The organism is Streptomyces sp. NPDC058086, assembly GCF_042885015.1.
Classification (GTDB): domain Bacteria; phylum Actinomycetota; class Actinomycetes; order Streptomycetales; family Streptomycetaceae; genus Streptomyces.
The window spans coordinates 18,564-43,423 of record NZ_JBHVST010000083.1; the positions used below are offsets into that span (position 1 = coordinate 18,564).

General features: G+C 68.7%; 23 protein-coding genes. 15 read left to right on the plus strand and 8 right to left on the minus strand.

Features of this window, described 5'->3' with window-relative positions; translation table 11 throughout:
- Nucleotides 1–23 precede the first annotated feature (23 nt).
- Both ACFVWD_RS41920 and ACFVWD_RS41925 read right to left on the minus strand, forming a co-directional pair.
- Nucleotides 24–1,397, minus strand: coding sequence for a hypothetical protein (locus tag ACFVWD_RS41920; protein WP_389603184.1), 1,374 nt, complete (start codon nt 1,395–1,397; stop codon nt 24–26).
- A 103-nt stretch (nt 1,398–1,500) separates the two neighbouring features.
- The gene (locus tag ACFVWD_RS41925) at nt 1,501–2,256 is read right to left on the minus strand and encodes a helix-turn-helix domain-containing protein (RefSeq protein WP_389603185.1); all 756 of its coding nucleotides are present in this window, start codon (nt 2,254–2,256) and stop codon (nt 1,501–1,503) included.
- A 238-nt stretch (nt 2,257–2,494) separates the two neighbouring features.
- Between ACFVWD_RS41925 and ACFVWD_RS41930 the strand changes: the two genes are divergently transcribed.
- From ACFVWD_RS41930 to ACFVWD_RS41940, 3 genes are all read left to right on the plus strand, one after another.
- The gene (locus tag ACFVWD_RS41930; RefSeq protein WP_389603186.1) at nt 2,495–3,160 is read left to right on the plus strand and encodes a DUF4097 family beta strand repeat-containing protein; all 666 of its coding nucleotides are present in this window, start codon (nt 2,495–2,497) and stop codon (nt 3,158–3,160) included.
- A 156-nt stretch (nt 3,161–3,316) separates the two neighbouring features.
- Nucleotides 3,317–4,132 carry an alpha/beta fold hydrolase gene (locus ACFVWD_RS41935; protein WP_389603187.1) on the plus strand — a complete coding sequence of 272 codons (816 nt, stop codon included), beginning with the start codon at nt 3,317–3,319 and terminating at the stop codon, nt 4,130–4,132.
- A 399-nt stretch (nt 4,133–4,531) separates the two neighbouring features.
- Nucleotides 4,532–6,556, plus strand: a complete 2,025-nt coding sequence (locus ACFVWD_RS41940) for a multicopper oxidase family protein (protein ID WP_389603188.1) — start codon at nt 4,532–4,534, stop codon at nt 6,554–6,556.
- Nucleotides 6,557–6,730: 174 nt separating this feature from the next.
- Here the strand turns inward: ACFVWD_RS41940 and ACFVWD_RS41945 are convergent, their stop codons facing one another.
- A complete protein-coding gene (locus tag ACFVWD_RS41945; protein WP_389603189.1) occupies nt 6,731–7,897 on the minus strand; it encodes an MBL fold metallo-hydrolase in 1,167 nt (388 codons plus the stop codon).
- Nucleotides 7,898–8,165: 268 nt separating this feature from the next.
- On the opposite strand from ACFVWD_RS41945, the gene ACFVWD_RS41950 reads away from it, so the two are divergent.
- Together ACFVWD_RS41950 and ACFVWD_RS41955 are read left to right on the plus strand one after the other, a co-directional pair.
- The gene (locus ACFVWD_RS41950; protein ID WP_389603190.1) at nt 8,166–9,059 is read left to right on the plus strand and encodes a LysR family transcriptional regulator; all 894 of its coding nucleotides are present in this window, start codon (nt 8,166–8,168) and stop codon (nt 9,057–9,059) included.
- Nucleotides 9,060–9,143: 84 nt separating this feature from the next.
- Nucleotides 9,144–10,208: a tartrate dehydrogenase gene (locus ACFVWD_RS41955; protein ID WP_389603191.1), complete on the plus strand. Its 1,065-nt coding sequence runs from the start codon at nt 9,144–9,146 to the stop codon at nt 10,206–10,208.
- Between the two features lie 100 nt (nt 10,209–10,308).
- Here the strand turns inward: ACFVWD_RS41955 and ACFVWD_RS41960 are convergent, their stop codons facing one another.
- From ACFVWD_RS41960 to ACFVWD_RS41970, 3 genes are all read right to left on the minus strand, one after another.
- Nucleotides 10,309–11,058, minus strand: coding sequence for an SDR family NAD(P)-dependent oxidoreductase (locus ACFVWD_RS41960; protein WP_389603192.1), 750 nt, complete (start codon nt 11,056–11,058; stop codon nt 10,309–10,311).
- A 69-nt stretch (nt 11,059–11,127) separates the two neighbouring features.
- The gene (locus ACFVWD_RS41965; RefSeq protein WP_389603193.1) at nt 11,128–11,610 is read right to left on the minus strand and encodes an SDR family NAD(P)-dependent oxidoreductase; all 483 of its coding nucleotides are present in this window, start codon (nt 11,608–11,610) and stop codon (nt 11,128–11,130) included.
- 99 nt (nt 11,611–11,709) lie between these two features.
- The gene (locus tag ACFVWD_RS41970; RefSeq protein ID WP_389603194.1) at nt 11,710–12,321 is read right to left on the minus strand and encodes a TetR/AcrR family transcriptional regulator; all 612 of its coding nucleotides are present in this window, start codon (nt 12,319–12,321) and stop codon (nt 11,710–11,712) included.
- 158 nt (nt 12,322–12,479) lie between these two features.
- Between ACFVWD_RS41970 and ACFVWD_RS41975 the strand changes: the two genes are divergently transcribed.
- The 7 genes from ACFVWD_RS41975 to ACFVWD_RS42005 all read left to right on the plus strand — a co-directional run bounded on the left by ACFVWD_RS41975 (nt 12,480) and on the right by ACFVWD_RS42005 (nt 21,066).
- Nucleotides 12,480–13,034, plus strand: a complete 555-nt coding sequence (locus ACFVWD_RS41975; protein ID WP_389603195.1) for an ester cyclase — start codon at nt 12,480–12,482, stop codon at nt 13,032–13,034.
- A 394-nt stretch (nt 13,035–13,428) separates the two neighbouring features.
- Nucleotides 13,429–14,304: a helix-turn-helix domain-containing protein gene (locus tag ACFVWD_RS41980; RefSeq protein WP_389603196.1), complete on the plus strand. Its 876-nt coding sequence runs from the start codon at nt 13,429–13,431 to the stop codon at nt 14,302–14,304.
- Nucleotides 14,305–14,509: 205 nt separating this feature from the next.
- A complete protein-coding gene (locus tag ACFVWD_RS41985; protein WP_389603197.1) occupies nt 14,510–16,501 on the plus strand; it encodes a maleylacetate reductase and hydroxyquinol 1,2-dioxygenase domain-containing protein in 1,992 nt (663 codons plus the stop codon).
- 14 nt (nt 16,502–16,515) lie between these two features.
- Nucleotides 16,516–18,279 carry an FAD-dependent oxidoreductase gene (locus ACFVWD_RS41990; RefSeq protein WP_389603198.1) on the plus strand — a complete coding sequence of 588 codons (1,764 nt, stop codon included), beginning with the start codon at nt 16,516–16,518 and terminating at the stop codon, nt 18,277–18,279.
- Between the two features lie 116 nt (nt 18,280–18,395).
- Nucleotides 18,396–19,178, plus strand: a complete 783-nt coding sequence (locus ACFVWD_RS41995; protein ID WP_389603199.1) for a CoA transferase subunit A — start codon at nt 18,396–18,398, stop codon at nt 19,176–19,178.
- Nucleotides 19,178–19,822 carry a CoA transferase subunit B gene (locus ACFVWD_RS42000; protein ID WP_389603200.1) on the plus strand — a complete coding sequence of 215 codons (645 nt, stop codon included), beginning with the start codon at nt 19,178–19,180 and terminating at the stop codon, nt 19,820–19,822. Before ACFVWD_RS41995 ends, ACFVWD_RS42000 begins: the two co-directional genes overlap by 1 nt.
- A 53-nt stretch (nt 19,823–19,875) precedes the next feature.
- Nucleotides 19,876–21,066, plus strand: coding sequence for a thiolase family protein (locus tag ACFVWD_RS42005; protein ID WP_389603201.1), 1,191 nt, complete (start codon nt 19,876–19,878; stop codon nt 21,064–21,066).
- A gap of 16 nt (nt 21,067–21,082) precedes the next feature.
- Here the strand turns inward: ACFVWD_RS42005 and ACFVWD_RS42010 are convergent, their stop codons facing one another.
- Nucleotides 21,083–21,544, minus strand: a complete 462-nt coding sequence (locus tag ACFVWD_RS42010) for a MarR family winged helix-turn-helix transcriptional regulator (RefSeq protein WP_054233414.1) — start codon at nt 21,542–21,544, stop codon at nt 21,083–21,085.
- Nucleotides 21,545–21,629: 85 nt separating this feature from the next.
- Here ACFVWD_RS42010 and ACFVWD_RS42015 point away from each other — a divergent pair, with 85 nt between their 5' ends.
- From ACFVWD_RS42015 to ACFVWD_RS42025, 3 genes are all read left to right on the plus strand, one after another.
- Nucleotides 21,630–22,190 (plus strand): NADPH-dependent FMN reductase, encoded by a 561-nt coding sequence (locus ACFVWD_RS42015; RefSeq protein WP_389603202.1) that lies wholly within the window; start codon nt 21,630–21,632, stop codon nt 22,188–22,190.
- A 112-nt stretch (nt 22,191–22,302) separates the two neighbouring features.
- Nucleotides 22,303–23,367: an LLM class flavin-dependent oxidoreductase gene (locus tag ACFVWD_RS42020; protein WP_389603203.1), complete on the plus strand. Its 1,065-nt coding sequence runs from the start codon at nt 22,303–22,305 to the stop codon at nt 23,365–23,367.
- Between the two features lie 321 nt (nt 23,368–23,688).
- Entirely contained in the window at nt 23,689–24,117 is a 429-nt protein-coding gene (locus tag ACFVWD_RS42025; protein WP_389603204.1) for a hypothetical protein, read from the plus strand.
- Nucleotides 24,118–24,156: 39 nt separating this feature from the next.
- Here the strand turns inward: ACFVWD_RS42025 and ACFVWD_RS42030 are convergent, their stop codons facing one another.
- Nucleotides 24,157–24,831, minus strand: coding sequence for a hypothetical protein (locus ACFVWD_RS42030; RefSeq protein WP_389603205.1), 675 nt, complete (start codon nt 24,829–24,831; stop codon nt 24,157–24,159).
- Between the last annotated feature and the right edge of the window lie 29 nt (nt 24,832–24,860).

Genomic DNA, 24,860 nt, shown 5'->3' on the forward strand with positions numbered 1-24,860 from the left:
CTCAGTCCCGGGGCACCCATCGGTCAGCTGAGTGAGCTGTCTATCGAGGACAACGGCACGGAGAACAGCACCCGTTGCGGAATCGCGGTGTCGGTTCCTGTCCAGTGCCCTGCGCTGTCGGCCGCCCATTCGGTGAGCGTCCACACCCGGCCCGTACTCCACCAGTAGGACATGCTCTCGGTGTGCTGGCCCCAGCAGGCGTACATGATGTCCTGCCCGCAGTTGGCGGCCGCCGTGGCTCCGCTGGTGTTCTGCCGCCACAGGATGCCGTGCTGGCCGACACCGCCGCGCGCGTCGTCGACGTAGAAGTTCGGTGTGCCACCGCTGGTGGCGCTGTGCGACAGCACGCCCTGCAGCCCGACGGCGCTCGTCTCGTACGCCGCCGAGGCGTTCACGTGGCTGCTGCTGTCCGTGGCGAGGTAGCCGGGGTCGGAGCTGAAGTCGTACCGCCAGATGCGGGCCGGCTCCGAGCCGCCGGAGGAGAACCACTCGGTGGCGACCAGGCTGTCCGGCACGCTGCTGCGGTCCAGCGAGATGGACCCGAAGCACGGCCGGGAGTCGTCGTTGGTCGAACTACAGGCCCCGCCGGCGAGGCTGTAGGAGCCGACGGCCGGCATCACGTACTGGTAGCCGTCCGCCGACCATCCGCCACTCACCTTGCCGACCGCGGAGCTGTTGACGGTCGCCTGGAGGATGCGCTTCATGTCGAAGATGTACATCACGTTGTTGTCGGAGTCCTTCTCCCACGACGTGACGATCAGCTTGTCCTGGTACCAGACCATGCCGCCCATATGGGATTTGAGCGCGCGGTAGTCGGTGCCGCCGTTGAGCGGGATGACCGGCAGCACCCAGCGGTACTTGAGGTTGTTCGGGTCGTTGGCGTCGATGAAGGCGATACGGCCCATGTGGTCGGTGGTGGTGGTGCCGTTCTGGCCCCACCCGGACAGGATGACCTTGTTGGCGCCCCACACGCCGTCGTTGTCCGCGTCTCCGGAGGAGGTCACGGACTGCGGCAGCCAGTCCTGTGTCACCGCGTCACCGGTGTCCCAGCAGTACGCGGACTCAGCGGTCGGTTTCACCGGCAGGGCGGCGGTCTCGGTGCTGTTGCAGTTCGCCGCGTTCCGCATCGGGTGGTTGGCACTGGCGAGGACCTGGTCGACCCCGCGGGAGGTGCCCATCTCGCTCGCCAGGTTGTCGAGAGAGGCCGTCGGGACCCGGTGCTCGACCAGTTGGAGCTTCGCCAGCTCCGAGGACGAGGTGATCGTGGTCAGTTTGTTGGGGTTGTCGCCGGGGGCCGCCTGAGCGGTGCCCGCCGACACCAACAGCATGGCCACCGCCAAATACGCGGTGGCCGCAGCGGGTCTCAGGCTCCTCTTGAATATTCCGTTGATCTTCACCTGACAGATGCTAGGGCGTTGTTGACCCCTGTTCTCGGCGATTGAGGACGGAACTTCACCGTTCGTCAGACCGTGCGCCGGCTGTGACGATCGAGACGGCTGTCTACCCGTGGTCCGGACTTGGTCGGGCGGTGTCGTTCGAGGTTGTTTCGGGTTTGGTGTGGAGGACTTCGCGGGCCTGTTCGGCGGCGCGGGTGATGCTTTCGCTGATGAAGTCGAGGAAGCGGGCGATGTTCTCCAGGCGGGTGGCGGCGGGGGTGTGGGGGCCAAGGACGGCGACGCCTTGGCGTGCGGTTTCGACGAGTTGGTCGTTGGCACGGGCGCTGGCGATCGTCGCCTCGTACCAGGCGTCGTCGTCGACGACGTAGCGGTCGCGGCGGCGTTCGTCGCGTTCTCGGCGGACGAGGCTCTGGCTCTCCAGGAAGGCGATCGCCTTGGAGATGGACGCCGGGCTGACCTGGAGGCGCTGGGCGAGTTGGGACGCGGTGAGGCTGCCCGCGTCGGTGGTGAACAGGCAGGTCAGCACCCGGGCCGTCATCTTGGTCAGGCCCGAAGCCATGAGGACGGTGGTGAACGTCTCCTCGTACGCGGCCACGGCCTCGGCATCGCGTCCGTGCGGCTGAGGGACTGATTCCGGCCCTCGGGAAGAGGCGGGCCTGCGCCGGTGGGCGCGGCGTTCGGTGGCGCGGTGGGCCAGATCGGCGCGGTAGGCGGTGGGACCGCCGTTGCGCATCACCTCACGCGTGATCGTCGAGGTCGGACGGTCGAGGCGTCGGGCGATCTCGGCGTAAGGGAGGCTGTCGGCCAACCCCAGCGCGATCTGCTGGCGTTCCAGCTGGGTGAGCCTGCCTCCCGGCATCGCGATCTCCTCGGTGATCCATCGTGGCGGTCCTTGATCCCCTCACCATAGCGTTCACTTCTCATCCATTGCAATGGCCGGAGCAGTTGCCGTTGCGTTGCTTTCAAGTCCGTTGCAACGGTTTCATAGCCTCTACCTGCACATATGCAGATTAGCCGCAACAAGTACATTGCCGGATTCTGGAAAGCAACGTAGCGTTTCCGGTGTCAGAAACAACGAGCGAGCACGGGAGAGCACGATGCAGAAGTTCGACACCCCCGCCCCGATCTCCGCCGTCCTGGACATCCCCGCCGGACGTATCCAGTTCATCGCCGCAGACCGCGCCGACACCACTGTCGAGGTCCTGCCCGCCGACCCCTCCAAAAGCCGCGACACCAAGACCGCCGAGCGAACCACCGTCGCCTATGCCGACGGCGTCCTGCGGATCACGGCCTCGACCCCCGACAACCGGCTCTTCGGCCCCTCCGGATCTCTGGAGGTCACCGTCCGACTGCCCGCCGGCTCCCGCATCGAGGCCAAGGCCGCCAGTGCCGAGCTCCGCGGCGTCGGACGCCTCGGCGACGTCGCCTTCGAAGGCGCGTACCGCCAGATCAAGATCGACGAGGCCGCGAACGTCCGCCTCACCGCGATCGACGGCGACGTCGAGATCGGCCGGCTGGGCGGCTCCGCGGAGATCAGCACCGCAAGGGGCGACATCCGGATCACCGAGGCCCTGCGCGGCACGGTCGTGCTCCGCACCCAGTCCGGCGACATTTCGGTCGGCGCCGCCGCCGGCGTCTCGGCCGCCCTGGACGCAGGCACCGACCACGGCCGCGTCAGCAACGCCCTCAAGAACGACGGCACCGCCGAACTCGACATCCGCGCCACCACCTCCCGCGGCGACATCACCGCCCGCAGCCTCTGAAGGAGCAGAACCAGGACCAACCGGCCGGGCCCACCCTCGATCGAGATCCTGTCGGTCGTCGCCGAGGACCCGGCCGGTCCGTCCGAGGGGCCTGCGATCCACGTCCAGGGCCTGAAGAACGCGCACAAGACGCCCTCAAGCGACCAGGGGAAACACATGACGAAGAACAGCACTTCCTCGACCGGTTCGAAGTGGACCGGCATGGTGCCGGTCGACGATACGGCCCTGGCCGTCACCGACACCGGCGGTCCCGGTATCCCTCTGGTCTACCTCAATGGCCAGTTCGCCACTCAGGGGTACTGGCGGCGGGTCATCGACGAACTGGGGTCGGGGTGGCGGCACATCACCTACGACGAGCGGGCCCGTGGCAGATCGAAGCGTTCGGCGGACTATTCCTTCGAGGCAGCCGTCCGGGACGTCGACGCCGTTCTCGCGGCCAGGGGTGTGGACCGGGCGCTGGTGGTGGGCTGGTCCTACGGGGCGGTCGTCGGGGCGCACTGGGCCGACCGGAATCCGGAGCGTGCCCTGGGCGCGGTCCTGGTCGACGGCGCGTTCCCGTACGACTGGCTCGACGAGGCCATGGAGCAGCGGATCCGGAAGCTGTTCGGGCGGATGAGCTGGTTCCTGCCGCTGCTGCGCCCGACGGGCCTGGCCCCGCGGATGACCGCGGAACAGCAGGCGGACAGCAACATCGAGCTCGGCAGGCTCTCCCGCGAGCGCGAGCTGGGCCCCGTGCTGGACAACATCGCCGTCCCGGTGCGGTATGTGGTCGCTTCGGGAACGTCCTTCGGAAGCCGCGGTGATGAACAGGAACGGATACGCACCAGCCTCGACGCGGTGACCGCCCACAACCCGAACATCCAGATCGGCGCGAAGGTCGCCGGCAACCACGGTGCGATCCTCAAGAAGGACTTCCCGGCCGTCGCCGAGGCCGTACGCGAGATCGCCGCCCTCGACCGCAGGGGGCGCTGAAGACACGACCGGCGGACTGACGACAACCGCGCTTGCCGTGGCACATGTCGCGGGCCGTCTGCGGCGGCACTCCGGCACGGCGGCTGCCGGTTCGTCTGTCGGCGGTAGGAGCACTTCGGCGAGTGGCACATCCTTCGTGACGCCCGCCGGCGCGCGGCCCGCGGCCGCCCCGAATTCCACCACCACAACAAAGGCGCCTGCCTCACCCTCGCCTCTGATATCCCGAAAGGGCCCGCGGTATTGAATTGACACACTGGGAAGCGGCGAAACTCAGACCCGCAGTCCGTCGCGCTGCCGAATATTACGCGCCAGAAGAATGGTACATGTATTCAGACTGGCGGTAATAGTTTGATTCCGATGCCGATGCCTTCTGATTTGCTGCTGAGATCGGCTCAATGAGTGGCCTTCTCGGAACGGCCCGGCGCGCTGCATTTCGTTCCGAACCAGCCCCTGTATCCCTTGTGCGTTACCCAGGGCGATGAAAGGCTGGAGACGATGATCGAGCGAAGGAAATTCCTCATGGCCGGTGGACTGGGGGGTGCGGCCATGTTTTCGCGAGGTGATCTGGGAACGCGGTCGTATGCGGCGTCGGCTCACCCGCCGGCAGGGTGTGAGGACCCCGCGGGGACGCCGAACACCCCTCCGCTGGAGAAGTTCGTCGACCCGCTGCCCAGGCCGATGACAGCCATCTCGGATCCTTCCGTCTATCCGGGCGCCGACTACTACGAGGTCACGATGCGGCAGGGCTCGTGGCGCTTCCACCGGGATCTCGAGCCGTCACCCGTGTGGGGTTACTGGGCCACGAACCCGCACGATCCTCACAGGCCGATCGGCATGGGCTATCTCGGGCCGACCTTCAGCGTGACCAGGGACCGCCCGACGGTCGTCAAGTGGCGCAACGAGCTGCCGACCACCCACATGTTCCAGAGCGTGATCAAAATGATTCGCGACAAGGCACCCGTCGTCGCCCCGATCCCTCCGCCTCCCTACAAGTACGTCCCGCAGTTCCCCGATGACATCGACGTGTGGAACGTCGTACACCAGCACGGCGGTTACACAGCACCACAGTCCGACGGCCTGCCGCTGCAGTCGTTCAGCCCGAAGGGCTTCCACGCCGAGGGCTACACCACCCTGGACCCGAGCCGGGTCAAACCCAACGAAGCGATCTACGGCTACACCAACCACGACCATTCATGCATGCTCTGGTATCACGATCACGCCATGGGTATGAGCGCTCTCAACGTCTATGCGGGCCTTGCCGGTCTCTACCTCATTCGTGACCCCGCCGACGAGCGACTCGGGCTGCCGCGAGGCGAATTCGAGGTCCCCCTCATCCTGCAGGACCGGACCTTCAACTCGAACGGCTCGCTCGCCTACACCATGACCGACAGGGAAGGCGAGGACACCCCGGTCGTCAACGGGAAGGCTTACCCTTACCTGGCCGTCGAACGGCGACGCTACCGGCTGCGTATTCTCAACGCTTCGAACGAGCGTTTCTGGCGGCTGAAGTTCGATGTAGACCCCAGAGACGCACTTCATGAGCCCCCACTGCCGTTCTGGCTGATCGGCACCGACGGCGGCTTCCGTGCCCCGCTGCACATGCTGGACTTCCTGATCAGTCCAGCCGAGCGGTACGACCTGATCGTCGACTTCAGTCAGGTTCCCAGCGGCACGAAGGTCAAATTGACGAACTACCCGGGAACGCAGGTCCACTTCCCCGGCATCCCCGGCTGCGGGCCCGAAATCGGGGACATCATGGAATTCCGGGTCACCGAGCGACTGTCCGGAGGTGGGGACAGGACGACGCCACCCGAGAAACTCAAACTGCGGGCGATCGCACCCATCGAACCGAAACCGCACACCCGTCGGCGGGAATGGGTCGTGTACCAGCACCAGCTCTACAGGACGATGACGTTCAACGCGGTGCCATACATGGAGCCGTCCCAGGACTTCATCAAGGAGGGCTCGACCGAGATCTGGGAGTACATCAATCCCAACCACGACGCCCATCCGATGCATGTCCACCTCGTCAATTTCCAGGTGCTGAACAGGCAGCCGATCGACGCGGCCGCCTACCAAAAGGATTACGACAAGTGGATCTACGGTGGCCGCAAACCAAAGGACCACCCGGTGTTGGCCAACTATTTCACCGGCCCGCCGGTTCCGCCGGACCCGGACGAAGCGCTGTCCTACAAGGACACGGTCAAGGCCCCCGCACAGATGGTGACCAGAATCATCATTCAGGAATTCGTCCCGCCGAAGGATGAGATCGCGTCGATTCCGGACAGCGGCGCCACGCTCCCGGCGACATACATCCACCACTGCCACCTCCTCGAACACGAAGACGACGACCTGATGCGCCCGTGGACGATCGTCGACCACGACGGCGGCGACCAGGGCAGTGGCCACGGCCACGGCCACTGACGGGATCGATCGACCCGCCAGTGCCGGTCCGCGCCCAAGGGGCCCGGACCGGCACTGGCGCCGTGACCCGACCCTCCCCGGACCCTTGGACTACGGCGCCCGCAAGAGGGCGGATGCTCTCGGCCCTCGATACATGGCCGTGAGACACCGCTCGCGGCGTGCTGTGCCTCGAAGTTACGGCTGTTGCTGAGCCGGAATGACGTGGGCGCCCGCCGGGTGGCGGGCCTTGGAGACGGCCGAGGCTCCGTCGGACACAGGCGCTGCCACCGTGCGCCACCACGGGGCTTGAGGCAATTCGCCGCCAGGTTCGAAGGGCTGACCCGGTATGGGCACGGCAACCCGAACACCTGCTTCAGCAGCGGCGGCGTACGTGCGCTCGGCGGGCTCTTCCCACGGATGCGGGGCCAGGTTGAAGGTCCCCCAGTGGATCGGCAGCAGCACACCGTGCGGCTCGCCTCCGGCCAGGTCGAGGTGGGCACGGAGGCCCTCCTCCGGTGTCATGTGGATGTCCGGCCAGAAATCGCTGTAGGCGCCGATCTGCATCATCACCGCGTCGAACGGACCGTGCTCCGCCCCGATTTCGGCGAAGCCGGGAAAGTAACCCGTGTCCCCACTGTGGAAGACCCGGTGCCTGGGACCGGCCGCCACCCAGGATGCCCAGAGCGTGCGGCGGTGCAGGGCTCGTCCGCAGAAGTGACGGGCGGGTGTGGCAGTCAGTGTCAGGCCTGCGACCTGTGTCGACTCGTGCCAGTCCAGTTCCGTGATCCGCTCGGGTGCGACGCCCCAGCGCTCCAGGTGCGCCCCCACGCCCAGCGGGGCCGCGAACTGGGCGCCCGTGCCGGCGAGGGCGCGGATGGTGGGCATGTCCAGATGGTCGTAGTGGTCGTGGGAGATCACCACCACGTCCACGGGGCCGAGGTCCTCAAGAGGCAGCGGGACCGGGTGGAGTCGCCGGGGTCCCGCGAAGCCCACCGGCGAACAACGCTCGCCCCATACCGGGTCGAACAGCACCCTTGCGCCGTCGATCTCGGTGAGAACGGTGGAGTGCCCCGTCCAGGTCAGTCGAAGACCGGATTCCGGCGCCGCGTCGGGTCCCATGAGGGCCGGCCGGTGCAGGGGGATCGCCGCGGCCGGCCTGCGACGGACGCGATCGGCCCGGTGAACGTTCGTCCGGGCGAGGTCGAGCGCGGAGCCGGAAGTCATGGTCAGGGTGACCGTCGGGTTGCGGAAGCTGCCGTCGGCGTACTGAGGAGATGCCTGCATACGCTCCAGTCGTGCACCGGTGGGGATGCCGCCGAAGGCGGCGGGGCGAAGCAACCGCCCGAGGCGCGGCAGAGGCATGAGAGGTCTCCGTAGTGATAGCCGGGTGGGCCGAGGCTGTGATGAGACGGGAGGTTCGCTGTCGACCTGACGCCTCGACGAACAGCCCTCGGGGTTTCCGTAGGATCTGCGACCCTGAATGTAGTCACTGGAAACAATGATGTCAACGACAACAATGATGCCAGTGTCTACATGTTCTGGATGTCGGCTTCGCGCTCACGCGCTCCGGCTGACCACCGGTGACCGCCGCCCGGCCCTCGGTACCGTGCGCCGAGGAGAGGATGTGGGCATGGACATTCGGCAGCTGGAGTACTTCCTCGCGATCGTGGATCACGGGGGTTTCAACCGGGCGGCGTCGGCCCTGTACCTCTCGCAGCCGTCGCTCTCCCAGGCCGTTCAGGCGCTGGAGCGGGACTTGGGCAGCAGTCTGTTCCACCGGATCGGCCGCCGGGCCGTGCTCACCGAGGCGGGAACCGCCCTGATCGAACCGGCTCGGGCGGCCGTACGCAGCCTGGAGACGGCCCGCGCCAGCGTCGCGGCCGTGCACGAACTGCGCGAGGGGCGCCTGGACATCGCCGCCATGCCGTCCCAGGCGGTGGAACCGCTGACCACCATGATCCGGGCGTTCACCGGCCGCTATCCCGGGGTGTCGGTGAACATCCGGGCTGCCTTCACCTTCCGCGACGTCGTCGACATGGTGCGCACCGGCGCCGCCGAACTGGGCCTGCTCGCCACGTCGGAACCGCTCACCGACAAGGAGGTGGTCTCGCACGCCGCAGGGGAGCAGCGTTTCGTGCTGGTCACCCCTCCCGACGGGCCGTTCCCTGCGGGCCGGCCGGTCGCCTGCGAGGAGCTGGCCGGGCAGCGGCTGATCGTGGGGCAGCGGGGCACCGGGATGCGGTCCTACGTCGACGGGCTGCGCGAGCGCGGCATCGGCTTCGTCATCGCGGCGGAGACCGAACACCGGGTGGCGATCCTCCCACTGGTGCTCGCGGGGGTCGGGCTGGCCGTAGTCACCGAGTCGTGGCGTACAACGGCCGAGCGAGCCGGGGCACTGGTCCTGGACATCGAGCCGCGGACGACGTTGCGGATCGCGCTGGTCAGCCGCCACGCCGAGCAGTCCCCGGCCGCCCGTACCTTCGTGACCTGCGCGCTTGAGGCCATCAAGCACATCAAGCACTGATCGTGCACCTTATAGGTCAAGCTTATAAGGCAGATCGGCAGAGCGTCTTGGACGGACCTGTGCCCCGATTGCTCCAATCGGGGCATGGCTCACGCTCACCACCACATCGCGCTCATCCCCGGCGACGGCATCGGACCCGAGGTGCTCCCGCCCGCTCAGCAGGTCCTGGCCGCGGTCGGCGCCCGCCACGGCTTCGGCTTCTCCTACACCTCCTACGACGACTGGTCCTGCGAGCGGTATCTGCGCGAGGGCGCGATGATGCCCGCCGACGCTCTCGACCAGCTGCGGGACAAGGACGCGATCCTGCTCGGCGCGGTCGGACACCCGAGCGTGCCGGACCATGTCTCGCTGTGGGGGCTGCTGATTCCGATCCGGCGCGGTTTCCGGCAGTACGTCAACCTGCGGCCGATCCGTGTCTTCGACGGCGTCGAGAGTCCGGTGCGCGGGGCGGTGCCCGGGAAGGTCGACCTCGTGGTCGTACGGGAGAACGTCGAGGGCGAGTACAGCGAGATCGGGGGGCGTCTGCACTGCGGCTTCCCGTCGGAAATGGCCGTGCAGGAAGCCGTGTTCACCCGGGCCGGTGTGACCCGGGTGCTGGACTACGCCTTCGAGCTGGCCGCGCGGCGGGACGGAAGGCTGACCTCGGCCACCAAGTCGAACGGCATCGTGCACACCCTGCCGTTCTGGGACGAGCTGGTCGCCGAGCGAGGTACCGGGTATCCGCAGGTGGCGTGGGACCAGGAGCACATCGACGCGCTCGCCGCCAAGTTCGTGCTCGACCCGGCCCGTTTCGACGTGGTGGTCGCGTCCAACCTCTTCGGCGACATCCTGAGCGATCTGGCCGCGGCCGTGGCCGGCTCCATCGGCATCGCCCCGTCCGCCAACCTCAACCCCGAGCGCGAGTTCCCGTCGATGTTCGAGCCGGTGCACGGTTCCGCGCCCGACATCGCGGGCCGGGGCATCGCCAACCCGCTGGGCGCGATCTGGTCGGCCGCCCTGATGCTCGACCACCTGGGCCACCCCGCGGCGGCCGAGGACATCACCGACGCCATCGCCGCGGTGCTCGCCAAGACCGACGTCCGCACCCCCGACCTCGGTGGCAGCGCCACGACCACCGAGTTCACCGAGAAGCTCCTCGAACTGCTCTGAGCCTCTCTCCCGGCAAGGGCAGCGGATCCCTGTGACGGGCGCTCCGAACTGGTGCGCCTCATCCGGAGGGCGCCAAGGCGCTGTTCGACGGGCTCCAGTCTCAGACTTGCGCCATGCCGCCGTCGACGGTCAGTTCCATGCCTGCGCAGAAGCTGCTCTCGTCGGATGCGAGGAAGACGGCGGCCGCGGCGACTTCCTCGGGACGTCCCATACGTCCGAGCGGGATGACGGATGCGAAGGCCTCCTTGATCGCGTCGACGCCTTCCTTGGAGTCCGCCTGGCTGTCCATGATCGGGGTGTCGATCGGGCCGGGGCTGAGGACGTTGACCCGGATGCCGCGGCCCTTGAGCTCCTTGGTCCAGGTGCGGGCGTAGGAACGCAGGGCGGCTTTGGTGGCGCTGTAGGTGGTGTACCCCTCGACGCCGATGTGGCCCGCGATCGATCCGACGAGGATGACCGAACCGCCGTCGTTCATCAAGGGCAAGGCCTTCTGGGCGGTGAAGAGGGTGCCACGGGCGTTGACATTGAAGGTCCGGTCGAAGGCCGCTTCGGTGATCCGGCCGAACACCTGCGGATCGACCAGACCCGAGTTGGCGACGACGACGTCGATCTTCCCCTTCTCCTCCGCTACGGTCCGGAAGAGCCGGTCGAGGTCGGCGGAGACGCTGACGTCACCCTGGACGGTCGTGACGTTCCTGCCGATCTCGTCCTTCGCCTTGTCCAGTTCGGGCCGGCGCCGTCCGGTGATGAACACGAAGGCACCTTCCTCCACAAACTGTTGCGCCGTCGCAAATCCGATTCCGCTACTGCCGCCGGTGACGACGGCGACCTTGCCGTCCAGCCTGTTCATGGCTGTGACCTTTCATGTGTGCGTCGTATCAGCTCCGGTGCCCGGTCCCTGTGCAAAGAGCGGGCGGGTTCAGATGGCGGTGCGGCCGCCGTCGACGGCGATGGTCGCGCCGGTGACACAGCCGGCCTTCGGCGAGGCGAGGAAGGCGACGACCTCGGCGGGCTCGGCCGCGCGTTTCATCGCGGTGGTCTCGGCGAGGGCGTCGAACAGGTCGCGGGCCTCGGGCCGGGTGTGGCCGGGACCGGGGGCAACGGTGTTGAAGCGGACGCCGCGGCCGCTGTACTCGGCCGTCCAGCCTCGCGTCAGGAACGCCGGCACGGGCTTGGTCGCGCCGTACCCGGTCCCGGTGGCCAGGCCGAGACTGCCGACCATGCTGCCGATGTTGATTACGCTACCCGATCCCTTCGCCGCCATCGCCGGGGAGAACGCCGCCACGAGGAAGAACGGCGCGCGCACGTTGCCGGGGAGCAGTTGTTCGAGCAGTTCCTGCCGGCGCGCGGCGGTCCACGAGCCGAGGTGGATGAGTTCTCGGCCGATCAGGTCCTGCACCATGCTGCTGGTGACCGTCGAGGACGTCCGTCCAGGCCGGCGGGAGCCATCGAGCGGCGTCCGGACGAGCGTCGCCGTGCAGGCGGCTTTCGGCGAACGGCTTCAGCGAAGGGTCGCGACCGAAGTGCGGTAGAGGACTTCCTCGGCGCGGTCCCATGACCAGCCGTTCTCCACCACGAGCGTTCGCCAGCCGGTGGGACCGAACCAGTACCAGAGAAGGTCGGCCGTCTCCTTCAGCGAGTGGGAGGGCGCCGGAGTCAAGTTGTGCAGGTGGCGGGCGGTCGCGCGGAGTGCGTCCCGGTACGCCGCGGTTGCGCGCTCCCACAGGGCCTCGCCGTTCTCATGCACGGGCAGCGCCTTGCGGATCGCTTCATGCACGGCGAACTGCCCTTCGTTGCCCATCCGCGTGCCGTGGGCCAGGGCTTTCAGGACCGACTCCGGCGTCCGCAGGACGAGCAGGTTCTCCATGGCCTGCTCATAACCAGAGGCGATCACACCCTGGTCGACGATCCGGTTCAGGATGTCGCTCTTGCTCCCCACACTCGCGAAGACGGTCTTCGAGGCGACGCCGGCCGCTGAAGCGATGTCGGCGACGGTCACTCGACCGTAGCCGTGCTCGGCGAACAGTTCCGTGGCCTGACCCAGGATCAGTGCCCGCGTCCGAGCGGCGGCCTGCTCGCGCAGCGGGGAGACATAGCGGCGCTTGGACGGCATGGCGCCATCCTAAGACGTGAATTCATTAGGCGTGCTATAACCTCAATATCGGCCGGTCGGCCGCGCGCTCGGCCCCCGTCACGACCGCGCCACCCGTCCCCCTCGGACGGGTCGACGTCACCCCTCAGAGCGCACACCCGTCGAAAGGGATCAACGCAATGGCCATGGATGCCACGGACCTGGCCCACGGACTCTTCCGGGTCCTCGAGACAGGCGATCCGGCACTGGCCGCCGAGGTGGTGCACGAGGACTTCCACAACCGCGAGGCAGCTGTGTCGCCCACGGCCTGCGCACTCCCCGGGCCTGCGGGAGTTCTTGCCTCCGGCGCGTGGATGCGTTTCGCCTTCAGCGACCTGACCTTCCCTGTCCTCGGTATCGCCCGCAACGACGAGCAGGTCTGGGTGCGGCTTCGCATGCAGGGCCGCCACACAGGTCCCTTCGTCCGCTTCCGTGACGGCGCACTCGACCAGGCCATACCGCCCACCGGACGTGACATCGACTTCGAGCAGATCCACGTGCTCGAACTCCGCGACGGCAAAGTGGTCGGACACGAAGCGGTGCGCGACGACATGACCATGCTCGGCCAGCTCGGCGTCTTCCCGCCCGCTCCGGCCACCGCGCTGCGCATGGTCGCCTGGCGAGTGACCGGAAGGGCCACGCGCGCCGCGTCCGACGTCACGGCGAAAGCCGTCGAGGCGGCCGGCCGCCCGTAGGGAAACCCGGGGCCGAGCCACTCAGCAGCTGAGCCACCGAGCCGCTAAACCGCTGAACCGAAGGCCTCCTCGACGTCCTGGCAGGCCAGGCTCCACCGGGATGACACGGACAACGTTCACGCAATCACTCGACGATCGTGCCGTCCCGAACGGCCGCGCCTCCGGCGGGGTCGCCATCGGTGGGCCCTGGTCCGGCCGCCCACGCCGGTAGTGGGGTGGGTTCCGGACCCGGCCCGCCCGACCGACCCGACCATTCGTCGGCGCCCCGCCGACCGACCCGCCCCCTCTCCGACGGGAATATCCGACAATGATTTAGCACTCAACAATATGGACCTGATCGCGGACCGTATGGGAGGCTCACATGGGCACCACCGCCGAGATCGGGGATGGAACTATGTCTGAGCTGGGGCTCCTCGACACCGGCGGCATCCTGCGCCAGGCATGGGTCGCCCCGGACCGGACGAGCTCGGGTCTGGGCTGGGAGCACGCGTATCTGTCCACCCAGCGGGAAACGCCGTACCACTCGACCTTCGACGGCGCCCCCACTCACCTGCTGATCCTTCACCTCAGTGGCCCGGTGACCGTCCGACGCCGGTCGGGCCGGTCGATGCGGGCCCAGCGGATTCCGGCAGGCGGGCTCTTTGTCCACCCGGCAGATCGCGCGCTGGATGTCGAACTCCAGGGGGGCCTGGACACCGTCCACCTCTATCTCAGCGACTCGGCCCTCCAGGAAGCGCACGGCGGCCGTGAGGCGGTGGAACTCGCCGAGGAACTGGGCAGCTCGGACCCGCTGATCGAGCAGGTCATGCTGGCTCTGGACGGCGCCGTGCGGCAGTGGGAGCCCTCCGCCCGTACCTACGTCGATCACCTCGTCGGCATGCTCGCCGCCCAGCTCGCCCAAGCGCACACGGCCGGTCGGCCCGCGGCCCCGGCAGGCGCGATGTCGGGGCTGACCACTCAGCAGCTCGTGTCCGCACGGGAGTTGATGGAGCAACGCATCTCCGACCCGCTGCGCGTCTCCGATCTGGCCGCGGCCACCGGGCTGAGTGCGAGCCAGTTCAGCCGGCAGTTCAGGACGAGCACCGGGAAGTCCCCGCACCAGTTCCTGTTGCAACTGCGGCTGGACCACGCACGCCGGATGCTGCGCACCACGGTCCTGCCCATCCCCGACGTGGCCGTCCACTGCGGTTTCTCCCATCAGGAACACCTGACGCGCGTGATGCGCGCCAAGCTCGGCACGACCCCCGCCGCGGTCCGTCGCGCGGGCTGACGTCGCGCTCCACGGCCTGCCCCGCCCCACCCCTTTCCTCCGGCGCACCACGGGCACCGCATCCACCCCGCGCCCCCGCCAGGCCACCGCCCCGCGCCGATCCTGCAGAAACACGCTCGAAACGTGCAGGAGTCCAGGCGCCCGCCGTCCCCACACTCGGTGTCAGAGATTCAGGGACCCACGGCACACGCGAAGGCGGACCCCCATGCGGAATTTCGTGTACACCTCCCACCCCTCGCGGATCGTCTTCGGCACCGGAACGGTCAGCCAGGTCCGTGCGGAGGTCGAACGACTCGGCTGTACCCGAGTCCTCCTCCTGTCCACTCCGTCGGTGGCCAAGGCCGCCGCCCGGGTCCGTGATGTCCTCGGTGACGTCATCGTGGCGGAGTTCGACGGTGCCACCATGCACACCCCGGTGGACGTGACCGAGCGGGCCCTCGACGTCCTTCGGGAACACTCCGCCGACTGCCTGGTGGCTGTCGGCGGGGGTTCCACCACGGGGTTGGCCAAGGCACTCGCGCTCCGCACCGATCTGCCCCAGCTGATCCTTCCCACCACCTACGCGGGTTCCGAGGTCACCCCCGTCCTCGGGGAGACGCAGGACGGCCGCAAGACCACGGTGGCCTCGCCCGCGATCCTGCCCGAGACCGTTGTCTACGACGTCGAGTTCACCCTCGGCCTGCCGGTGGGCCTCTCGGTCACCAGCGCGGTCAATGCCATGGCGCACGCCGTGGAAGCCCTGTACGCACCACAGGCGAACCCCGTCATCGACGCCATGGCGCTCGATGCGATCGCGCTGAGCGCCCGCGCCCTGCCGACTCTCGTGGCCGAGCCGTCCGACACCGCGGCCCGCGCCGACCTCCTGCATGCCGCATGGCTGGCCGGCACCTGCCTCGGCTCCGTCGGTATGGGCCTGCATCACAAGCTGTGCCACACGCTGGGGGGTGCGTTCGACTTGGCGCACGCCGCGACACACACCGTGATCCTGCCGCACGCGATGGCCTACAACGCCCCGGCCGCCCAAGACGCCATGAGCCGCATCGCCGGCGCACTCGGCGTGCCGGACGCTCCGAGCGGGATGTTCGACCTGATCACCTCGCTCGGGGGCCCCACCTCGCTGCGCGAGCTGGGCATGGCGGAGGCGGACCTGCCGCAGGCCGCGCGGCTGGCGCTCGCCACGCCGTACCCCAACCCCCGCGAGCTGACGCCCACGGGAATCGAGAGCCTGTTGCGCGATGCCTGGCAGGGCCGCCGTCCGGCGGTTCCCGCGGCGCCGACTCCTGCCCCGCGGGCCCCTGGGCTGTCGGCCCCCGCGCCGCACGGCGTGGCTTCGGACGTGGAGCGCCTGACCGCCCAGGTGGTGGCGAGCTTTGCGGACGCACCCGATCCGCGGGGCAGGCAGCTGCTCAGCGACCTCGTACGGCACCTGCACCACTTCGTGACGAGCAATGACGTCACCGAATCCGAGTGGCAGCAGGCCATCGACTTCCTGACCCGTACCGGACAGATCTCCACCAGCACCCGCCAGGAGTTCGTGCTGCTGTCCGACACGCTCGGTGTCTCCAGCATCGTCGACCTGCTCACCCATTCACGCACCCCGCAGACCACACCGTCAGCGGTCCTCGGCCCCTTCTACACGGACGGACCGCCGGAAACCGCGCAGGGCGCCGACATCTCACAGGGCGTGGCCGGCACTCCGCTGTGGGCCGACATCCTCATCACCGATACGGACGGACGGCCCGTGCCGAATGCCGTCACGGACGTCTGGCAGGCCAACAAGGACGGTTTCTACGACGTCCAGTTGCCCGAGTTCGACGGACCGGTGCTGCGGGGCCGCCTGCGCACCGACGCGCAGGGACGTCTGCGCTTCTGGACGACCCTGCCGGCCGAGTACCCGATCCCGGACGACGGACCGGTGGGACAGCTGCTCCAAGCCGTCAAACGTCATCCCTACCGTGCGCCCCACCTGCACTTCATGATCTCCGCCGCCGGCCACCAGCGCCTGATCACCCAGCTGTTCGTGAAGGGCGGCCACTACATCGACTCCGACACCGTGTTCGGCGTCAAGGAGGGCCTGATCGTGGATTTCACACGCCAGGTCGGACCGACCCCGGACGGCCGTGCCGTCGACGGGGAGTGGCGCAGCCTGCAGTTCACCTTCCGCATCGCCCGCCTGGCCGACGGCCCCGCACACTGACCTGGAGCAGTCTCATGGACTCGACCCACACCTACGACACCGACGTCCTCGTGGTCGGCAGTGGCCCCGCCGGTGGATCCGCGGCCCTGCTCCTGGCCACGTACGGCATTCGCACCCTGCTCGTCACCAAGTACGGCTGGCTGGCCGACACCCCCCGTGCGCACATCACCAACCAGCGGACCATGGAGGTACTGCGCGACCTCGGCGTGGACGGCGAGGCCGCCGCGGCCGGGAGCCCCGCCGAACTCATGGGCGACACCGTTCTGTGCACCGCCCTGGCCGGCGAGGAGATCGGCCGGATCCGCAGCTGGGGCACCGGCCCGCACGCGGCGACCGAGTACGGTGCCGCCAGCCCGACGCAGATGATCGACCTTCCGCAGACCTTTCTGGAACCGATCCTGGTGAAGAACGCCGCGGCGCGGGGAGCCAAGATCCGCTTCGACACCGAGTTCCTCAGCCTGGAACAGGACGCCGACGGAGTCACCGCCCGGCTCCGGGACCGGGTACGCGGAGACGAGTTCACCGTGCGGGCCCGCTACCTGATCGGTGCCGACGGCGGCCGCAGCAGCGTGGCGGAGCAGATCGGACTGCCGATCGCCGGACAGAGCGGCAAGGCCGGCAGCATGAACATCGTCTTCAAGGCCGACCTGTCCCGGCACGTGGCCCACCGCCCGAGCGTTCTGTACTGGGTGATGCGTCCCGGCGCCCACATGGGCGGCATCGGCATGGGGCTGGTACGCATGGTGCGGCCGTGGAACGAATGGCTGCTGGTGTGGGGATACGACATCGACCAGCCCCCGCCCCTCATGGACGAGGCGACCGCCCGGGACATCGTCCACGACCTCATCGGCGACCGCGACATTCCCGTCGAGATCATGTCGAGCTCGCTGTGGACGGTCAACCACAGCTATGCCACGACGTATTCGGCCGGGCGGGTCTTCTGCGCCGGGGACGCGGTCCACCGGCACCCGCCGTCCAACGGCCTCGGGTCCAACACCTCGATCCAGGACTCGTACAACCTCGCCTGGAAGCTCGCCATGGTCATCCGCGGTCAGGCCGGACCGGAACTCCTCGACACCTACACCGCTGAACGGGCACCGGTCGGCCGGCAGATCGTCGATCGCGCCAACCTCAGCCGTGACCAGTTCGGCCCGATCTTCCAGGCACTGGGACTCGACGAGTACAGCGAGGAGGAGGACATTGTCGACGGTCTCGCCGCGTGCCGCAGCGGGACGGCCGACGGCACCAAGCGCCGACAGGCGCTGGAAGAGGCCATCCAGCTGAAGAACTACGAGTTCAACGCGCACGGCGTCGAGATGAACCAGCGCTACGACTCCTCCGCGGTCGTCCAGGACACCGGCGCCGTCGAGGAATGGACCCGGGATCCGGAGCTTTTCCACCGGCCGACGACCCGCCCCGGCGCGAAACTCCCGCACGCCTGGCTCGTCGACGGCAACGGCCACCGCCTGTCCACGCTGGACGTCGTCGGCAAGGGAACCCTCACGCTGATCACCGGTCTGTCCGGTGGAGTGTGGGAGTCGGCCGCGGCCGACTGCGCCGAGGCACTGGGGATTCCCCTGAAGTGCGTGCGCATCGGCGCCGAGGACAGCCGCGACGCCTACGGCGAGTGGCGCCGGACATCGGAGGTGGCCGAGGACGGATGCCTGCTCGTCCGCCCGGACGGACACATCGCCTGGCGGGCCTCTTCGGCGCCGGACTCCGACTCCGCGGCCTACGGCGAGCTGCTCGAAGCCGTGAGGACCGTACTGCACCGTTGACGACCGCGACGCGACACCCGCGTACAGCCACACACTCACACCCCCACACGGAAACCCGAACACAGGCAGACACCGCTCGGGGCGATTCTGCCGGACCGGAACGGAGCGCAGTGCACATGGACAAGGTGGTTGCCACGGCCGAGGAGGCACTGGCCGGCGTCATGGACGGAGCGTCCCTGGCCGTGGGCGGCTTCGGCCTCAGCGGCGTCCCCGACGTGCTGATCCACGCGCTGTACGCGACCGGCGTGACCGGGCTGAGCGTGGTCTCCAACAACTGCGGCGTGGACGGCGGTGGCCTGGGCATCCTGCTCGCCGCCGGTCGCATAGCCCGCGTCACCGGCTCATACGTCGGCGACAACAAGGAGTTCGCCCGCCAGTACCTCTCCGGTGAACTGCTGGTCGAACTGACGCCGCAGGGCACGCTCGCCGAGCGTCTGCGCGCCGGCGGATGCGGCATCCCCGCCTTCTTCACGCCCGCCGGTGTCGGTACCCAGGTCGCCGAGGGCGGCCTGCCCTGGCGCTACGCCCCCGACGGCACCGTGGCCGTCGCCTCACCGCCCAAAGAGGTCCGCGAGTTCGACGGCCGGCGTTACGTGCTCGAGCACGGCATCACCACCGACTTCGCGCTGGTGCGGGCCGCCAGGGGCGATCGCCACGGCAATCTCGTCTTCCACCGCTCGGCCCGCAACTTCAACCCGCTCGCCGCGATGGCCGGCCGCGTCACGATCGCCGAGGTCGAGCAGTTGGCCGAGCCCGGCGAGCTCGACCCGGACGAGATCCATCTCCCCGGCGTATTCGTCCAGCGTGTGGTGGAACTGACGCCGGAACAGGCCGCGGACAAACACATCGAACGGCGCACTGTCTCCGCGCCGTCGGAACGAAGGACGGTGCGGCACTGATGCCATGGACCAGGGACGAGATGGCCGCGCGCGCGGCGGCGGAGATCCAGGACGGCGACTACGTCAACCTCGGCATCGGACTGCCCACGCTGGTGCCCGAGCACGTGGCCGAGGGAGTGCACGTGGTACTCCAGTCGGAGAACGGTGTCCTCGGCGTCGGGCCGTACCCGGCCGAGGAGGACGTGGACCCCGACCTGATCAACGCCGGCAAGGAGACGGTCACCGTGTTGCCGGGCGCGAGTTTCTTCGACTCCGCGTTGTCCTTCGGAATGATCCGGGGCGGTCACATCGACACCGCCATTCTGGGCGCCATGCAGGTCTCCGCCACCGGAGACCTCGCCAACTGGATGATCCCGGGCAAGATGGTGAAGGGCATGGGCGGTGCGATGGACCTCATTCACGGCGCCCGCCGGGTCATTGTCCTGATGGACCACTGCGCCAAGGACGGCAGTCCGAAGCTCGTCGACGCGTGCACCCTGCCCCTCACCGGCGTGGCGTGCGTCGACCGCGTCATCACCGACCTCGGCGTGCTGGACGTCACCGAGGACGGACTCGTCCTCGTGGAGACCGCTCCCGGCGTCAGCACGGACGAGATCGTCAGCCGTACCGCCGCGCCCGTGCGCGTGCCGGACCCCGTCGGCTGACCCCGCTTCAGTACTCCCCCTCCCAACTTCCCCCCCCACCACAAGGAGTCCCGATGAACGAGCGCCTGCGGGACGTCTACGTCGTCGACGCCGTCCGCACCCCGATCGGCCGCTACGGCGGTGCCCTGTCCGCTGTGCGCCCCGACGACCTGGCCGCCGGAGTCGTACGTGAACTGCTCCGCCGCAGTCCCGCCCTGGACCCGTCCCTCATCGGTGACGTGTTCTTCGGAAACGCCAACGGCGCCGGGGAGGAGAACCGGGATGTCGCCCGTATGGCCGTGCTGCTGGCCGGTCTTCCCGTGACGGTCCCCGGAACCACCGTCAACCGGTTGTGCGGTTCGGGGATGGAGGCGGTCATCCAGGCCGCCCGCGCGGTGGCGCTCGGCGACGCCTCCGTCGCCGTGGCCGGCGGAGTGGAGTCCATGAGCCGCGCCCCGTGGGTCCTGCCCAAACCGGAGCGGGCCTTCCCGGTCGGCAACCAGCAGCTGTACTCCACCACCCTCGGCTGGCGGATGGTCAACCCGCGGATGCCCGACGAGTGGACCATCCCGCTCGGCGAGAGCGCCGAGCTGATCGCCGACAAGTACGGCATCACCCGCGAGGCCCAGGACGCCTTCGCGCTCGCCAGTCACGAGAAGGCCGCCCGGGCGTGGAAGGACGGTGCGTACGACGCCGAGGTGGTCCCCGTCGAGAACGTGGACCTGCCCCGCGACGAGGGGATCCGGGACAACACCTCGCTCGAAGCGCTGGCCCGCCTCAAGCCGGTCTTCCGTGCGGGCGGCACGGTCACGGCCGGCAACGCCTCGCCTCTCAACGACGGCGCGGCGGCCCTGCTGCTGGTCGACGAGGCCGGGCTGGCCGAGACGGGGCGCGAGCCGCTGGCCAGGATCCGGGCCAGTGCCGTGACGGGCATCGAGCCGCAGTACTTCGGCCTCGGCCCGGTCGACGCCATCCGCCAGGCCCTGACGAAGGCGGGCCGCACCTTGGACGCCCTGCACACCGTCGAGCTCAACGAGGCGTACGCCGCCCAGGCGCTGGGCTGTCTCGCCGCCCTGCCGGAACTCGACTCCGGCATCCTGAACCCGAAGGGCGGCGCGGTCGCCATCGGGCATCCCCTCGGCGCCTCCGGCGCTCGCATCACCGGAGCGGTTGCCCATCAGCTCGCGGAAGCGGGCTCGGGCACGGGCCTGGCCGCGCTCTGCATCGGCGTCGGGCAGGGTATGGCCCTGGTTCTGGAGCGCTGAGGCGGCCACCTCCGGGTCAGGGTGTCGTCGCCACGCGTTCGAGTGCGGCGGTGAGTGCGGCGAGGTCATGGCCCGCGAGGTTGTCGAGGACGTGCCGCCGGATGCTGGCGAGGTGGGCGGGCCAGGCCTCCTGGAGACGGGCGAGGCCGTCGTCGGTGAGGACGGCGTTCCAACCGCGCAGGTCTTCCTGGCACTTGGCTCGTTGGACGAACCCCTGCTTTTCGAGGCGGTTGACGACACGGGTCATGCCGCTGAGCGAGAGATTGCAGGCGGTGGCGAGCTCACTCATCCGCATCCGGCGGTGGGGCGCCTCGGACAGGAACATGAGGGGGGTGTACTCGGAAAGGGGCAGCCCTCCGTCGCCGACCATGTCCGCGTCCACCAGTCGTGGCAGCGCCATCATGACGTGGGCCAGGGCGCGCACGAGCGATTCCTCGGTCTGGTCCAAGGGGCGCAGGGGCTGTTCGTCGTAGGGCATGCCTCACACCCTATCTCCTTGACACGGCAAGCACTCATACATTTACTTGACTCGACAAGCACACATACAAGCGAAGGTGCAAAACATGACAAGGATCGGGATCATCCTCGGCAGCACGCGCCCCGGACGTAACGGTGAGGCCGTCGCCCAGTGGGTGCACGAGCTGGCCACGCACCGCACCGACGCACAGTACGAGCTCGTCGACCTGGTGGACTACAAGCTGCCGCTGCTGGATGAGGCCTATCCGCCGGCGATGGGCCAGTACAGCCAGCCGCACACGCAGCAGTGGGCCGCGAAGATCGCCTCGTTCGACGGCTTCGTCATCGTGACCCCCGAGTACAACCACTCGGTGCCCGGCGCGCTGAAGAACGCCATCGACTTCCTGGCGGCCGAGTGGGCCAACAAGGCAGTCGGCTTCGTCAGTTACGGCTCCACCGGCGGCACCCGCGCCGTCGAGCACCTGCGCCTGATAGCCGGTGAACTGCAGATGGCGGACGTCCGCTCCCAGGTGGCGCTCTCCCTGTTCACCGACTTCGAGAACTTCAGCGTCTTCAAGCCCGCCGACAGCCACCGTGACGCCGTCACCGCCACCCTCGACCAGGTCGTGGCGTGGAGCAACGCCCTCGCTCCGCTGCGCGTCGGCTGAGGAGAGGAATCACGGGGCGCCGCCCACTCACACCCCGCACCGGCGCCCGGCACCGGCGCGGGGTGCGGGGCCCGAGCCCCCTTCGACCGTTACGGGAAAGATAAATCCGCCGATGTCAGAACGTGCCGCCTCCCCCGCGGGTGGGCACCCGATCACACTTGGACTGGACACGTTCGGCGACGTGACCGACGACGCCCAGGGCCGACCGCTCTCGCACGGCGAGACGATCCGCAACCTGGTGGCGGAGGGGATCCTCGCCGATGAGGTCGGACTCGACCACTTCGCCATCGGTGAGCACCACGTCGACTGGATGCCGCTCTCGGCGGCGGATGTGGTGCTCGGGGCGATCGCGTCGCGCACCTCGCGCATACGTCTCGGATCCGGTGTCACCGTCATCAGCTCGGACGATCCCGTTCGGGTCTACCAGCGTTACGCGACTCTCGACGCCGTGTCCGACGGCCGTGCCGAGGTGATTCTCGGCCGGGGCTCGAGCACGGAGTCCTTCCCGCTGTTCGGCTACGACCTCGGCGACTACGACACCCTCTTCGAGGAGAAGGTCGGCCTCTTCGCCGAACTGCGCAAGGAGAAGCCCGTCTCCTGGTCCGGCAGCACTCGGCCGGCGCTGGCCGACCAGCCCGTCTACCCGCACAGCGAGTCCGGAGCGATCCCCACCTGGATCGGCGTCGGCGGCAATCCTCAGTCCGTCGTCCGTGCCGCACGCTACGGATTCCCGCTGATGCTCGCGATCATCAGCGGTCCGACGGCGCGGTTCGCGCCCTTCTCGCAGCTCTTCCGCCAGGCGCTGGAGAAGCTCGGCCGGCCCGACCTGCCGGTCGGCGTGCACAGTCCGGGGCATGTGGCCGCGACCGACGAGCAGGCGGTGGAGGAGTTCTGGCCGTACTACGAGAAGACCATCCGCATGATGGCCCGGCAGCGAGGATTCCGCGTCCCGACATTCGAGCACTTCATGAACGATGCCGGTCCCGGTGGCGGGCTGTTCGTCGGATCACCGGAGACCGTGGCACAGAAGATCGCCACCACCCTCCGGGAGCTCGACGCCAGCCGCTTCGACCTCAAGTACGGGATGAACGGTCTGCCGCACGAGACGCTCATGACCACCATCGAACTCTTCGGCACCAAGGTGGCTCCACGGGTGCGGGAGCTGATGGCCTCGTGAGGTGTGCCACCCTCAAGCCGACCGGCGTCGCCGTCCAAGCCGCCTGCACCCCGTGATGGCTGACACGGATGCAGGAGGGTCGCGATCGTGGGAGCACGCGACCCATCGGACACGGCTGTAGCCGTGTCCGTCGGGGCGGTATCCGTGGCCCGCGCACCGAGTGCGCGACGGAGGGCCGACGGATACCGCCCCTTCCCGTCACTGACACCGCAACCTTCGGCCCGTGCCGTGCGTCCACCTGACGCGAGCCGAACGAATCCGCGGGCGAGCCATTTCGGCGCGGTCGGCCGAATCGGTCCACCTCACCGGTCAGGGGGCGATGTGACATCTGACGGCGGAGAGCACAGGCACGGTTTCACGGAGAGCGTGCGGCGGTTGTTCTGGCTGCCGCGGCAGGCCTCTCGCGATGCTGCCCCGGTCCGGCCGCTGGCGCGGGTCTGGGTCTTCGTGGTCGCGGCGGGGGCCGGTGCCGCCGCCCTCGGCTGGGGGGACATGGTGGTGGTCGTGATGTTCGTCGGCATCGTGCAAGCCCTCCTCGACGACGTGATCAAGGGGGTACGGCATCGCTGGCCGGCCTTCGTCACCGCTCTTCCGGCAGGATGGTCCGCGGACAGGCTCACCCGAGCCGTGGTGTCCGCTCCCGCCGATCCCGACTGGGCCGACTGGCCCGGCCTCGTGTGCGGGAGTCTGGCCGCCTTCGCGACCTTCGTGGCTGTCACGCATCTACCGGCCGGCCCCCGGCGCGCGTGACGTTCAGCCGGCTCGGCCGGTACAGGGCCGGGCACTGCCTCAGCTCACGAACTCTTCGTCCCCGTAGCTCACCTCGGCCTTGTTCCAGTCGACGCCGAGTTCAGCCGTGAACCTCTGGGCCACCGGGAGGTCGGCGAGCGGGGCGGTGAGGATGAGCCGCCCGTCCAGGGTGACCGAGCCGCCACCGAGCCGGTCGCGGGCCTCCGCGTCCGCGAGCAGTGCCTCATGGAGACGGGTCCGGCTGACGCCGGGGGCCTGGATCTCTACCGCGTCGGTGTCCGGCGAGGTGCGCGGCAGACAGCGGAACGTGAGCACCGATTCCTGGTGGTACTGCTTGGCGATGACGTCGGCGATGTGGTGGAGCCCGTCGCGGCCGACCTGGTTGACGTCGAACTCGCGTGAACGCTCGCAGGTGGCCTTCCTCAGGTCGCCGGACCAGAAGACGCCGTCCAGGAGGGTCGAGGAGCCGGGCCTCGCGCTGTCGGCGTGGATGACCTTGCGCACCTCGTGGTCGAAGCGCGTCAGGCGGGTCTTGAGCCGGGAGTCGGCCGGATCCGTGATGATCGCGGTGTTGTCGGTGGCGAAGATCTCCGCAGCGGGGCAACCCCGAGCCGCCGGGATCGCCTGTGCGCTTTCCGCGCCCGCGACTCCCAGCACCAGGGCGGCAGCCGTGGCCAGGACGTGCAACTGCCCCCGCGTGATGACGTTCTTCATGCCGTGATCAACGAGCCTTGGCCGACTTC